Raw genomic sequence first — 14,691 nt, forward strand, 5'->3', positions numbered from 1 at the left:
TAATNTCATTAATAAAATCAAATTTATCAAATTTCATAATTTTAGATTCCTATAATTTCTATTTTAAATATATTTTATAGGAATTTTAAAATAACTAGGTTATGCAAGAAGTCTATTATCGCGTAATGCTGAATATAGGTTTGCTAAACGTTTTGGCGTTAAGCGTTGATTATTATACTTATTAATTAAAAACATATTTTTCATTCCATTATCAAATTGATCAACAACAATATAAAATATCGCACTTCGATCATTAAAATTATCTAATAAAATGTCACCAATATTAATATTATTTAAATAACGATAAGCATGATTAATAATAATTGGGTATAATTGAATCCGATAATTTTTTGGATCTCAATTAGGATTTTTACCATGAAATCATTTTTTACTTTGAATTAATTTTTTCATTTCATTAACTTGCAAAATCGCATAATTAACAACTGAACTAAAACGATTAGTTTGTGTTGCTCGTAATAAACTATCATCATCAGGTTAATCAAAACTCTTAATTTTATTAAAGAATCAATTAATATCTGTTTTTTTCTCAACATTTGGGTAAAATAACGTTGTATTATTTTTATAATCATAAAATTCAATAGCACTATCATATAGACTTTTTAAATTTCTATGACTAATAAAATTCCGATAAAAGGTTGGAATTGATAAATCAATTTTTGAATTTGTGTTAGCAATTTGATATTCGTTTAAAACTGTTCTAATAAACTATAGTTTATTGCTTCTCGTGCATATAAATTTTCGGTATTTGCAAAAATTTCTGATTGATATGGACCATAAATAATTGGTTGATAACCTATCGTAATAATTCCATCTTCCTTACTTAGTTGATTAATAAAATATTCATAAACTGTTCTCTTAATAAATTTGGTAATTTGTTCATAATACTGGGTATCTTTACAATTTTCAACATATCATTCATAAGATCTTGCTTTAAATCATTTGTATTTAAACGACTTAATAATATTACTGTCACCAACAAATGGCCCACATACTGGATCACCAAAACCAAAAGTATTATATTTTTTTAATACTAATTCTTCTGTAAATTGTCGTATTTCGGGTTGTAATAAATAATATCCAGAAACATCCGGTTCTTTAACTGCCCCGGGATTTTCATAAACTAAATAATCATATGGTGGTGTTTCACTAGCACCATAATTATAATTATTATCATAACGATAAACATACTTCCAATTTGCATTTGTTTTTAAATTAAGATTAATTTGAATAAAATTAATAATTGTTGTTAATCCTGTAAACAACATTGCTCCGGTTAACGTTGTTACAACAAGTGTTAATAATAATTTTCACTTAGCATCTAACACAAATTTAAGACTAATTTTATATTTAAAGTTTAAATGTAATAAATGATGACCTTTTGGAATTCGTGTTTTAACTACTTTTGGTTTTAGTAAAATTAATGTTGGTCATGACACTTCAATAATAATGAATAAAAAAGCATAGAAACAAACAACAAAACTAGGTAACAAATATTTTCCAACTATTAATCACCAAGGGGGAACTGAAATATAAGTAGTAAATTCTAAAAAACCTTGATAAGTAATATTTAAGATAAAAGAGAAGATTCAACTTGTTATTAATGATAATGAAGAAATAATAAACATTAATAATAAAAAACAAGAAAGAAGTAAAAACGCAATTGTTCCCGTTCCGTATCCTTGTACTTTTAAATTACTAATAATTCCCCGGTTTAATAATAATAGTTTATTAACAATCATACTAATCATAATGAAAGATGAAATTATTAATAATAATGAAATTGCAATTAAAATTGACCAAATAATATCTTCTTTATTTTTAATAAGTTTTTTCATATGATGTAATGGTGTATAAGCAACTGCAGAACGTGAAAAAGTAGCATTATCATAAACATTTGCAATATCACTTCAACTATTTTGAACATGCAAAAAACCAGGATTTAGTTCTGTTGATGCAAAAGCAGCGTGAATACTAATTATGCTGTTAATAAGCTGTGGTGCATCATTAGTGATTTTTGTTAATAAATTTGTATATTCAGGACCACGAAGTCATAAATATGAATTATAAATAAAAGATGACTCATTTGCTGCACTATTAATAAGCATTTGTGGCAAAACCAATCACACGATATTGGTAACCATAAATATTAAAAAGATCATTAATCTTGATTTTATTATGTAAAGCATAAGAATTATTAATAATAATTGGAGGATAATCATCGCTTACCTGATAATTTAAAAAATCTTGATAATTTCCTTTTACCATAATTGGTATTGTCCAATAATATGGTTGCACACTTTGAATATAAAAGTTTTCTGCTTTAAAAATATCGTAAAGTCGCATTGTTTCACTCATTAGAGCACGATCAGCAACTGAACCAATAATAACAGAATTTAAAAGACGAGTTTGTAAGTCATAAATTCGTTTCTGATTTGTACTAAAATCCTTATAAGCATTAGTAAAAATTAATGTATCTGTGACTAATCTAGGATTATCTGGTGAACTTACGAATGGAATTAAGTTTGCTGGATTTTGTAAATAACTAATCAATTCATGATAATCATCATTACTAAAAAAATAAACACTATCAGGAACAATATTAGTATTAAAGTTTAATATTACTTCACCGTTTTCCTTTAACTATTCCATAAAATATGAATTTGAACTATTTGAAGCAAGCCATTTTCCTGACTGGTTACTTTCTGAATCCAATACAATTTGATAAGTATCTTTGCCATTTGGTTTTAACTGAAAATAAGTACTTTCTACTTTATTATTGTCTAAATCTCCATCCTCATTAATATAATTAATATTGTTTAAACCATATGATAAATTTTGATGGTTTGAAACAATTTTTAAATTATAATTAAATTGAAATGAAATATTAGTATCATACAAGTCATTACCAATTAATGCTAATTGAACCGTACTTAAACTGCTTGACATAATCATTCCCCCAAACAAGGTAATAATAATTCCTAACATTAAAAATAGGTCTAAAACTTGTAAACTATTTCTAGTAAAACTTAATCAAAAATTCTTAAACAAATGTCTTATCATCATTACTTTTCATCTCCATATACTTAAATTAGTTTAGTCATATTACATTGTTATTTATTTTCGAAATGATATTTTGATTTTGTTGCTAATTTTTGTAGCGCATCACGAGCAGCTAATTGCTCAGCTTCTTTATGAGTATAACCGCATCCTTCGCCATAACGAATTCCCCCAATTTCTGCAACCACAGTATATAAAACTCGATTTCCTTCTAATGGTGGTGATTCTTTAATTAATTTATATTCTAATGTTCGTGCATCACCAGCTTGTAAAAATTCTTGTAATTCCGTTTTGTAATCTCGAATTTGATCAAAAAAACCAGGATTAGAAACCATTTGAATAAGGGTGTCATTAATAAAATTACAAACAACTTCTTCACCCAAATCAAGATATAATGCAGCAATCATTGACTCATAAATATCAGCTAAAATACGATTTTTTTCATATCCTTTTGTTTTAATTTCTCCTTTTCCTAATAATAAGAAAGGCGCTCAATTCATTCGACGAACTAATTCTGCTAATGTTCCTTCCCGAACAATTTTACTACGTAAATTAGTAATTTCACCTTCATTTTTATCAGGAAAAATTAAAAATAAGTATAAGGAAATTTCTTTTGCTAAAATTGCATCACCCAAAAATTCCATTCGTTGATAAGTATAACTTAAATTATTTTCATTTGCATAAGAATTATGAGTTAAGGCTTCTAAATAATATTGTGGTTTTTTAATAAAAACATAATACTGTTTAAAAAAAGCTTTTAACTCGAAAAAAAGTTGTTCTGGCTGTTTGTTTATAAACTGCATCGTATAATTAATCCCCCTTTAACAATTTAACTGTCATTTTTTGCACAAAATTATTGACAACTGCGGTACGAGTTAATTCTAAAGTACTAATTCATGATTTTTCATCACTACTACCATGTGTTTTAACAGCAATTGCTCTTAATCCTAAGACTAATGCTGCTGCATTATTTCGATAATCAAAGGTTTCACGAACTCCCTGAAAAGCTTTTCGTAACGAAAAAGCTTTTAATTTTCGATAAAAATTCTTTGTTAATTCATGTTTAATAACACCCATTAAATTTTTTGCCATTCCTTCCAATGTTTTTAGAGCAATATTACCAGTAAAACCATCTGTTACAATAATATCAACAACATCACTAGTAATATCACGTGGCTCAATATTTCCTTTAAAAAAAATATTTTTATTATTTGCTAATAATTTATAAGCTTCTTTATGATAATCTTTTCCTTTTGATGCTTCTTCACCAATATTTAAGATTGCCACACTTGGTTTTGGATTATGCATAATTTCTTGCGCATAAACACTAGCCATAATTGCAAAATTAACAAGATCTTGGGCATCATTTTCTAAATTAGCACCAACATCTAGCATTAAAACAGACTTTCCCTTGTTAAGTGTTGGAATAAAAGGCATAAAAGCTGGCCGTGAAACTCCGGAAATTTCTCCCACAATAAAATGACACGCTGCTAAAAAAGCTGCAGTTGAACCACCAGATACCAAAGCATCTACTTTTTGATCACGCAATAATTCAGTTCCACGAACCATTGAACTATTTGGTTTACGACGAACCTCCATCATACCTTCTGTCATTGCAATTACTTCTGTTGTAGCAAAAATTTCATATTTTGTATTATCTAACTTTGCTGCTGCGGTGGCAGCCTTCAGTTCCTTCTCAGCTCCAATTAAAATAAAAGTAACATCGTCATATTTCTTCATAAAAACTTTCAAAGCGTCAATAATTGGTTTAATGCCTAAATCAGTTCCCATCATATCAATTGCAATTTTACTCATAATTAAATCTCCTAACTCCTTATTTAATTATAACAAATATTTTAGTTATTTATTTAAGAACCAACATTAAAAAATTAAGTTACTTTTTAGGTAATATTTCAATTAATTGTAACTTAATTTTCCCTTTCCCATCAATTTCTATTACTTTAACTTTAACAATATCGTTTAATTGAACAATATCTTCTGCTTTTTCAACATGTTGTTTAGCTAATTTAGAAATATGAATTAAACCATCAATATTTTCTTTTAAATTAACAAAAACACCAAATTTTTCAATTTTAACAACTGGTCCAATTATTTCTTCACCAACAATAACTGGCATTGCAATTGCTTTGATTAACTGATATGCTTTTTCAATCGCTGTGCTTTCTCTATGGTAAATTGTCACTTGGCCATCATCCTCAATATCGATTTTAACATCATCTGATTTTTCAATAATAGCTGTAATCATTTTACCACCCGGACCAATAACTTCCCGAATCTTATCAACAGGAATCATAAATGTTTTCATTTTTGGTGCTGTTGGTGCTAAATGTGCTCGTGGTTCAGAAATAGTTGCTAAAACATTATCTAAAATTGTTAACCGTGCTTCTTTTGCCGCTTCTAAAGCTTCTTGGAGAATTGCCTTATTAATTCCTGCAATTTTAATGTCCATTTGTAAGGCACAAATTCCCTTTGCAGTTCCGGCTACTTTAAAGTCCATATCGCCAAGATGATCTTCCATCCCTTGAATATCAGTTAAAATAGTATAGTTATTTTTTTCTTTAATTAAACCCATTGCAATCCCAACTACTGGCGCTATAATTGGCACTCCAGCCGCCATTAGAGCTAATGTAGCAGCACAAATTGATGCTTGGGAAGTACTACCATTTGATTCTAAAACTTCGGAAACAATACGAATTGTATATGGAAACACTTTTTCGCTAGGAATAATTTGTAATAATGCTTTTTCTCCTAATGCGCCATGACCAATTTCTCGTCGTGAAGGAGGACCCATCCGCCCAGTTTCACCAACTGAAAATGGTGGAAAGTTATAATGATGCATAAAACGTTTACCTTCTTCATCGGTAATTCCATCAATAATTTGATTTTCACCTAATGCACCTAATGTTACAACTGATAAAACTTGTGTTTCACCCCTAGTGAACAAAGCACTACCATGAACAACTGGTAATATATCAATTTCACTACTTAATGGGCGAATTTGATCTAATTTTCGGCCATCTAAGCGTGTTTTAGCAATTAAAATTTGGCAACGCACTTCTTGACGAATAATATTATGTAAAGCTGTTTTTAATTCTAGAGTCAATTTTTTCTGTTCTTTTTCTGAAAGTGGAACTGGAATAGAATAATTATTAATTGCTTGTTCAACTAAATGTTCAATTTTTTCATAACGTTTTGTTTTTTCTTTAATTCGAGCAGCTGTAATTAACTCTTTTGCATAATTGTTATTAACATAAGTAATAATTTCAGAACGAATTTGAAACAATTCAACTTCCATTTTTGGTACCCCAACTTTTGCAATAATTTCATGCTGAAAAGTAATTAATTGTCGAATAACATCATGTCCCGCTAAAATTGCTTGCAACATTAAACTTTCAGAAACTTCTTTTGCCCCCGCTTCAACCATATTAATTGCCTCCGCTGTTCCAGCAACAATTAATTCCATTTTGCCATTATTAATTTGTTTTAATGTTGGATTAATAATAATATTATTTTGATCAACAGTTACTAATGTTCCCGCTACTGGGCCAGCAAATGGAATTTTAGAAATACTAAGTGCTAATGATGCCGCAAATAAACTAATCACCCGCACATCATGATCATTATCAACAGCAAGAACATTAATAACAATTTGAACTTCATTACGAAAATTTTCTGAAAATAATGGCCGTAAAGCACGGTCAATTACTCGTGCTGATAAAGTACCATATTCAGATGGCTTCCCTTCTCGTTTTAAAAATCCACTCGGAATTTTTCCGACTGAATATAATTTTTCTTGAAAAACAACTGTTAAAGGAAAAAAATCACCTTCACTAAGTTTGTTATTAACTGTTGCGGTTACTAAAACAACAGTATCACCATAACGTACTAAAATTGAACCACTTGCTTGTTTTGCTAATTGGCCATGCTCAACAATTAGTTCCTGATTATTTATTATTTTTTTAAATACTTGTTTTGCCATCAAAACTCTTAATTCCTCTCTGTGATACTTAATCTTCTTAATTTTATCACATATTATTTTATATTTACGATATGATATAAATATACAAAAAAATAAGGAGTACACAATGAACCAAAAAACAGTCTATATGGATAATGAAATCTTTGAAACACAAAAAGAACAAGCTTTATTATTAGATGTCCGCACTGAGATTGAATTTAAAGCGTTACGACAAATTCCAAATTCAATCAATGTTTATATTTTTGATTTGCTCCAAGATCCATCCCGTTACTTATCAAACAAAAACCAATTAATTATTACATTATGTAATGGTGGTAATCGCAGTAGTGAAGCAGCATTAGAATTACGACAATTAGGATATCATAATGCTTATGTTTTAAGAACTGGGATTTATGGTTATTACCGTTGAAAAGAACAAGAAACAAAAAAATAAAAAGTTTTAAGCATGATATTAATATCATGCTTAAAACTTTTTTTAATAATTATAAATCCTCATAGAAATCATCAGTAATTTTAAACGAACTATTATTTCTTAACTTTTGTAAAATTGTTTTTTCTTCTGGCGATAATTTTGTTGGAATTGTTACAATCACATTAACAATTAAATCTCCTCGTTTTGTCGATGTTGGTGATTTGAAAAACCCATGATTTGGAATATTAAAAATACTATTTGTTTTTGTATTTGGTGGTAATTTCAAATGAACATCCCCATCAAAAGTTGGAACTTTAATTTCAGCTTCTAGTAAAGCATCTAAATAAGATACTGGTAAATTTAAATGAAGGTTATCATTAACCCGCTTAAAATATTTATTTGGTTTTACTGAAATTTCTAAATAAATATCTCCCCGTGGGCCATTATTTAGACCGTAGTTTCCTTTTTCACGAATTCGTAACTGTTGATTTTCATAAATTGATTTCGGTAACTCAATTTCTACTGTTTCTTTCCCACGATAATTCCCTTGACCTTTACATTTTGAACATTTATTAGTAATTACTTTTCCGCGCCCTTTACAATCAGGACAAGGTTGCTGTGATTGAATCACACCAAAAATACTACGCTGTTCAAGGTTAACATAACCATAACCATCACAAGTTGTACAAGTATGAATGTCTTTTTTAGGGTCTTTTGCTCCAGTTCCATCACACATTTCACATTTTTTATCAATATTTAAATCTAGGTTTATTTTCTTCCCAAACATTTGTTCTTTTAACGTTAATGTAACACGTGCAGCAATATTTTCCCCTCTAATTGGTTGATTACTAAAACCACGGCGTTTTTTACCACCACCAAAAAAGTTTTCAAAAATATCACCAAAACCACCAGAGAAAATATCTTCAAAATCTCCCGTACTACTAAAACCATGACTAAAGCCACCAAAACCATTGGGGTCAGTTCCAGCATGACCAAACTGATCATAATTGCGACGTTTATTTGGATCAGATAAAACTTCATAAGCTTCATTAATTTCCTTAAACTTTGCTTCGGCATCTTTCTCTTTTGAAACATCAGGATGATATTTTTTTGCTAATTGTCGAAAAGCACGTTTAATTTCATCATCAGTGGCATTACGATTAACGCCCAATACTTCATAATAGTCTCGTTTTCCCATTACCATCTTCCTACTTTCTCTTTTAAAGAAAAGATAACTAAAAAAATTTTAGTCATCATTATTGTCTTATTTATCTTTTTTGTCATCATCATTCATAACTTCTGGTTCAGATTGATCACCTTGTTGGTCATTCATAAATTTTGAAGCTTCAGCCATTGCTTGTTCTAATGCTGCCATTTTTGCTTCTAAACCAGCATAATCTTCTTTTTCTAACAATTCTTTAATTTCTTTGGCCATTTCTTCAGAAGCTTTTAACTGTTCAGGATCCATTTTATCCTTATTTCCTTCTAAAGCTTGTGTAATTGTTGAAAGATATGACTCTGCCTTATTACGCAATTCAATGTTTTTTAATTTTTGCTCATCTTTATCTTTATTTTGTTCTGCTTCATTAATCATTCGTTGAATTTCTTCTTCTGTTAAACCACCACCATTAGTAATGGTAACTGATTGTTCTTTACTTGTTTTTAAATCTTTTGCAGTAACTGATACAATTCCGTTTGCATCAATTGAAAACTTAACTTCAATTTGGGGAATTCCTTTTGGTGCTGGTTCAATCCCAGACAATTGGAATCGTCCTAATGATTTATTATCTGCTGCCATTTTACGTTCCCCTTGTAAAACATGAATATCAACAGCTGGTTGATTATCAGCAGCGGTTGAAAACACTTGTGATTTTGATGTTGGAATTGTGGTATTACGAGGAATTAAAACAGTTGAGACTCCTCCTAATGTTTCAATACCTAATGATAATGGTGTAACATCTAATAATAAGACATCTTTTATATCACCAGCTAAAACTCCCCCTTGAATTGCTGCACCAATTGCAACAACTTCATCAGGATTAATTGTGCGGTTTGGTTCTTTTCCTAATTCATGTTTAATAACTTCTTGTACCGCTGGAATTCTCGTACTTCCTCCCACTAGTAAAACTTGGTCTAAATCACTAGGTTTTAATTTTGCATCAGCTAATGCTTTACGAACTGGTTCAATTGTTCGTTGAACAAGGTTTTTTGTCATTTCATCAAATTTTGCTCTTGTTAATGTTAGGTTTAAATGTAATGGATTTCCATCACGCGCAGTAATAAATGGTGCTGTAATTTCAGTTTGTAATTGTGAAGAAAGATTTTTTTTCGCTTTTTCTGCTTCTTCTTTCAATCGTTGCATTGCCATTTTATCTGTTTTTAAATCAATACCATTATCTTTTTTAAATTCATCAACCATTCATTGAATAATAATTTCATCAAAGTCATCTCCTCCTAAATGATTATCCCCAGCGGTTGCTAAAACCTCAAATGTTCCATCTGCTAAATCTAAGATTGAAACATCAAAAGTTCCTCCCCCTAAGTCAAATACTAAAACTTTTTGCTCTTTATCAACTTTATCAATTCCATAAGCTAATGCTGCCGCAGTTGGTTCATTAATAATTCTTTCAACTTCTAATCCAGCAATTTTTCCAGCATCTTTTGTTGCTTGTCGTTGTGCGTCATTAAAATAAGCCGGAACAGTAATAACTGCTTTTGAAACTTTTTGTCCTAATTTTTTCTCAGCATAGTTTTTTAAATAACGTAAAATTTCAGCAGAAATTTGTTCAGGACTATAATCTTTATTATTAACATGAACTTTGTCTGATGTCCCCATTTTACGTTTAATCGAACTAATTGTATTTGGGTTTGTTACTGCTTGCCGTTTTGCCGCATCTCCCACAATAATTTCTTCATTTTTAAATGAAACAACTGATGGTGTTGTTCGTTGCCCTTCGGGATTTTCTAAAACTTTAAAATCTTTTCCTTCCATCACAGCAACACATGAATTTGTTGTTCCTAAATCAATACCAATAATTTTTGCCATATTATCATACCTTCCTCTCTTAAATTAGTTATTTTGCAACTTGCACTGATGCATGACGTAAGACACGATCATGAATCATATATCCTTTTTGTAAAATTTTAACAATACATCCTGATGAAACATCAGTTGTTTCAATAATTTCAATTGCCGAATGGAAATTAGAATTAAAGTGTTCTCCTACTTTTGTCTCCATTGCGGTAATACCTTCTTCTTCAAAAACCGTTTTAAACATAAGATAAATCATTTCAAACCCTGTTAAAAAGTTTTTCACTTCTGATGTTACATTAGTAACTTGCAAAGCACGTTCAAAGTTATCTAATGTTGGCAATAATTTTTCTGCCATCCCTGCTGAACGATAACGTTTAATATCAGCAACTTCTTCATGAATTCTTTTCTTTAAATTTTCACCATCAGCTAAAACTAATAATTTTTCTTCTCGCAAGCGTAAATTGTCTTTTAACAATAAATCAATTTCATGTTCTAAATCTTCAATAACTGCCAAATTATTTGCTTCAGCTGTCGGTGCTGTTGCTGTTTTCCCTGGTTCTGACGGTGAATCAGCAGGTTGATTATTTGCTAATTCTTTCCGTAATTGTTGAATTTTTTCTTTTAATTGGTTTGGCGAAGATTTATCATTTTTTTCATTACTCATTAATCTCACCCTCTCTATCTTCTTTTTGATATGCTTCTTTAATCCGATAAGCTAATCATTCAAGAACTTCATAAAGCTTATCATATTCTAACCGCTTTGGCCCTACTAAAGCAATTCCTCCTTCTTGCATATCATCAACCTTATAAGTTGTTGTCAACAAAGCCATATCATCATTGTTAAACCCTGTTTCATTTCCAATTTGAATTGAAACAAGATTTTCGCTTGGGTTATTCTGTTGTTTTTTAAAATAATCAAACGGTGAAATTGTTTCAATTAAACGAATAACTTGTTTAATTCGTTCTGGGTTATTATATTCCGGATTTTGGAGCATATATTGAATCCCATGTGTTGAATAACTTGGTTTAACAATACTTGTTAAAGCGTTAACAAATTGTTTTAAAATATATTCATAATGTTTTACTTGTTGTTCTAAAATTGGACGAATTACCTCAAATTTTGTTGGAATATCAGTTATTTTAGTATTTTCTAACCGTGTATTAAATAATTCAACAGAAATTTTTAAATCATTCATTGAACTATTTTTATCAATTGTAAACATTTTATTCTCAACATGCCCATTTGTTAAAACAAAGACAACAACTGCTTGTGTTTCAGAAATTGGCAATAATTCAATTTTTTTTAATAATTCTTCTTGAAAGTTTGGACCAACAACAACTGTTGTTAAATTTGTCATTTCACTTAAAATTTGGCCTGTTTGATCAAGAATATCATTAATTGACATATTTCGATTAACAAATAAGGCTTCAATCCGGTTTTTAATATCATCAATATTTTTCTCAACCATCAAGTTATCAACATAATAACGATAACCTTTTGTTGATGGAATTCTTCCCGATGAAGCATGTTCTTTTTCTAAAAAACCTTCTTTTTCTAAAATTGCACATTCATTACGAATTGTTGCAGAAGAAGAATCTATTAAGGACGAAGCCATAATAACTTTACTTCCAACAGGCTGTGCTGTTTTTGTGTATTCTTCTACAATTACTTTTAAAATGTTTTCTTGTCGTTGGGTTAACACCAGCAGCACTTCCATTCTACAATTCTTATAAATATTTGGCAATTAACACTAAATAGTGCTAACAATTAATATTATAAATTTATCATTTAAAGAATGCAAGTGCTAATTTAATTTTGTGCTATTCTTAATAACCATTTCGTTCTTAACTACATCAATTGTATAAGATTTACCCTCTTGAACTTCTTCTGAAATAATAGCATGCGCAATTAACGATTCAAGATTTCGTTGAATATATCGCTTAATTGGCCGTGCTCCAAATTCACGATCATATCCTTCGTTTAAAATTTTTTCTAATACTTTTTCAGAATAACTAATACGAATGTTTTTACTATTTTCAATTCGTTGTGTTAATTCAGCTAATTCTTTTTCAATAATTTCTTTAATAACATCTTCTGATAAAGCATTAAAGGTCACAACATTATCAATTCGATTTAAAAACTCTGGTTTAAATTTTCTAGCTAATTCTTTTTGAATTAATAAACCAACACCATCATTATTTTCATTTAATAAATATTCTGACCCAATATTAGAAGTCATAATAATAATTGTATTTTTAAAATCAACAGTTTTACCTAATGAATCAGTTAAACGACCATCTTCTAAAATTTGCAACAAAATATTTAAAATATCAGGATGTGCTTTTTCAATTTCATCAAATAAAACAATTGAATATGGGCTTCGACGAACAGCCTCGGTTAATTGTCCACCCTGTTCATGACCAACATAACCTGGTGGCGCCCCAATTAATTTACTTACTGAATGTTTTTCCATATATTCAGACATATCTAATCGTACCATTTGTTTTTCTGAGTTAAAAAGAACATATGCTAAACTACGGGCAACTTCTGTTTTCCCAACTCCTGTTGGTCCTAAAAATAAGAAACTACCAATTGGTTTATTTGGGTCTTTAATTCCACTTCGACTACGAATAATTGCATCAGCAACTACTTGAATTGCTTCGTTTTGACCGCGAACACGACGCCGTAAAATCTTACTTAAATTTAATAATTTTGCCTTTTCTGTTTCTACTAAACGGTCAACTGGAATACCAGTTCACTTTCCAACAATTGCAGCAATATCACGCTCAGTTACATCTTCTTTCAAAAGATGTGAACCTGAAGCTTGTTTTTCTTGTTCATGTAATTGTTTTTCTAGTTTTGGTAATAAAGCATATTGAATTTCACCAGCACGATTAAAATCACCAATTAATTGCGCTTGCTCTAACTCTTTCTTCAATTGTTCAACTTGTGATTTTAAGTTTTTTAATTTAGTAATACTTTCTTTTTCCGAATTTCATTGAATATCTAATTTTTGTTGTTTTGCTTTTAATGGTTTCAATTCATTTTCAATATCAACTAACCGTTCATTAGATGCCTTATCAGTTTCTTTTTGCAAAGCTGCTTTTTCAATTTCTAACTGAACAATTCGCCGATTTAAATTATCTAATTCGGTTGGAACTGATGCAATTTCTGTTTTAATTGTTGCAGAAGCTTCATCAATTAAGTCAATTGCTTTATCTGGCAAAAACCGGTCAGTAATGTATCGAGACGATAAGTTAACTGATGCAACTAAAGCATTATCATGAATTTTAACCCCATGAAAGGTTTCAAATCGTTCTTTTAAACCTCGTAAAATTGAAATACTTTCATCAATGGTTAATTCACTGACAACTACTTTTTGAAAGCGTCGCTCTAACGCAGCATCTTTTTCAATATATAAACGATGTTCATCTAAAGTCGTTGCACCAATACAATGCAAATCGCCACGCGCTAACATTGGTTTTAATAAATTACTAGCATCCATACTACCTTGTGTCTTACCAGCTCCCACAATTAAATGCAACTCATCAATAAATAAAATAATATCGCCATTTGATTCTTTAACTTTATTTAAAACCGCTTTTAAACGTTCTTCAAATTCACCTTGAAATTTCGCACCAGCAATTAATGCTCCCATATCTAATTCATATATTGTTTTATTTTTTAAATTACTAGGAATATCACCTTTAACAATTCGCTGTGCTAGTCCTTCAACAATCGCTGTTTTCCCAACACCAGGTTCACCAATTAAGACCGGATTATTTTTTTTTCTTCGTGATAAAATTCGAATTACTCTATTAATTTCATCTTCACGCCCAATAATTGGGTCTAATTTTCCAGCAAGAGCCTCTTTATTAAGATTTTTGGCAAATTTTTCAAGAACTTTTGGATCTTTACCTGGTTCATATTGTTGTGTTAAATCCATACTTTTGCCTCCTTTAATTTTTAGCACTCTATATGATTGTTTGCTAATTTTACAATTATATATTATCATACTGATTAGCAAAGTCAATTAAATACTGCTAAATTTTTAAAAATAATCTTTAATTTTGTCGAAAACTCTTGATGAAATAAAAAAAATCATCAATATGACAATTTGAAAACTAATTTTGTGTAAGATTATGATTTTGCTTTAAATTTTTAAW

13 protein-coding genes are annotated in these 14,691 nt (G+C 29.6%); 1 reads left to right on the forward strand and 12 read right to left on the reverse strand.

The window, feature by feature from the left end:
• Positions 1-99: 99 nt before the first annotated feature.
• From EHV01_RS00595 to EHV01_RS00625, 7 genes are all read right to left on the reverse strand, one after another.
• On the reverse strand, positions 100-411 hold the full coding sequence (locus tag EHV01_RS00595) for a hypothetical protein (protein ID WP_422065739.1): 312 nt from the start codon (positions 409-411) through the stop codon (positions 100-102).
• Positions 412-707: 296 nt separating this feature from the next.
• The gene (locus tag EHV01_RS00600; RefSeq protein WP_422065740.1) at positions 708-2,126 is read right to left on the reverse strand and encodes a hypothetical protein; all 1,419 of its coding nucleotides are present in this window, start codon (positions 2,124-2,126) and stop codon (positions 708-710) included.
• Positions 2,116-2,571 carry a hypothetical protein gene (locus EHV01_RS00605; protein WP_422065741.1) on the reverse strand — a complete coding sequence of 152 codons (456 nt, stop codon included), beginning with the start codon at positions 2,569-2,571 and terminating at the stop codon, positions 2,116-2,118. Before EHV01_RS00605 ends, EHV01_RS00600 begins: the two co-directional genes overlap by 11 nt.
• A gap of 90 nt (positions 2,572-2,661) precedes the next feature.
• Positions 2,662-3,084, reverse strand: coding sequence for a hypothetical protein (locus EHV01_RS00610; RefSeq protein WP_422065742.1), 423 nt, complete (start codon positions 3,082-3,084; stop codon positions 2,662-2,664).
• 47 nt (positions 3,085-3,131) lie between these two features.
• A complete protein-coding gene (gene rnc / locus EHV01_RS00615; RefSeq protein WP_422065743.1) occupies positions 3,132-3,881 on the reverse strand; it encodes a ribonuclease III in 750 nt (249 codons plus the stop codon).
• A 7-nt stretch (positions 3,882-3,888) separates the two neighbouring features.
• The gene (gene plsX / locus EHV01_RS00620; protein WP_415745617.1) at positions 3,889-4,893 is read right to left on the reverse strand and encodes a phosphate acyltransferase PlsX; all 1,005 of its coding nucleotides are present in this window, start codon (positions 4,891-4,893) and stop codon (positions 3,889-3,891) included.
• A 79-nt stretch (positions 4,894-4,972) separates the two neighbouring features.
• Entirely contained in the window at positions 4,973-7,078 is a 2,106-nt protein-coding gene (locus EHV01_RS00625; RefSeq protein ID WP_422065744.1) for a polyribonucleotide nucleotidyltransferase, read from the reverse strand.
• 106 nt (positions 7,079-7,184) lie between these two features.
• Here EHV01_RS00625 and EHV01_RS00630 point away from each other — a divergent pair, with 106 nt between their 5' ends.
• Positions 7,185-7,511 carry a rhodanese-like domain-containing protein gene (locus EHV01_RS00630; protein ID WP_415745615.1) on the forward strand — a complete coding sequence of 109 codons (327 nt, stop codon included), beginning with the start codon at positions 7,185-7,187 and terminating at the stop codon, positions 7,509-7,511.
• A gap of 49 nt (positions 7,512-7,560) precedes the next feature.
• Here EHV01_RS00630 and dnaJ read toward each other — a convergent pair whose 3' ends face one another.
• From dnaJ to EHV01_RS00655, 5 genes are all read right to left on the reverse strand, one after another.
• Positions 7,561-8,688 (reverse strand): molecular chaperone DnaJ, encoded by a 1,128-nt coding sequence (gene dnaJ / locus EHV01_RS00635; RefSeq protein ID WP_422065745.1) that lies wholly within the window; start codon positions 8,686-8,688, stop codon positions 7,561-7,563.
• 66 nt (positions 8,689-8,754) lie between these two features.
• Entirely contained in the window at positions 8,755-10,536 is a 1,782-nt protein-coding gene (gene dnaK / locus EHV01_RS00640) for a molecular chaperone DnaK (RefSeq protein WP_422065746.1), read from the reverse strand.
• A gap of 28 nt (positions 10,537-10,564) precedes the next feature.
• Complete coding sequence (locus tag EHV01_RS00645) at positions 10,565-11,188, reverse strand: nucleotide exchange factor GrpE (RefSeq protein ID WP_422065747.1); 624 nt, start codon at positions 11,186-11,188, stop codon at positions 10,565-10,567.
• Positions 11,181-12,242, reverse strand: a complete 1,062-nt coding sequence (hrcA, locus tag EHV01_RS00650; RefSeq protein ID WP_415745611.1) for a heat-inducible transcriptional repressor HrcA — start codon at positions 12,240-12,242, stop codon at positions 11,181-11,183. Before hrcA ends, EHV01_RS00645 begins: the two co-directional genes overlap by 8 nt.
• An 87-nt stretch (positions 12,243-12,329) precedes the next feature.
• Positions 12,330-14,471 carry an ATP-dependent Clp protease ATP-binding subunit gene (locus EHV01_RS00655; RefSeq protein ID WP_422065748.1) on the reverse strand — a complete coding sequence of 714 codons (2,142 nt, stop codon included), beginning with the start codon at positions 14,469-14,471 and terminating at the stop codon, positions 12,330-12,332.
• Between the last annotated feature and the right edge of the window lie 220 nt (positions 14,472-14,691).

It is taken from the genome of Spiroplasma sp. hy2 (assembly GCF_044714365.1).
Taxonomy (GTDB): domain Bacteria; phylum Bacillota_I; class Bacilli_A; order Mycoplasmatales; family Mycoplasmataceae; genus Spiroplasma; species Spiroplasma phoeniceum.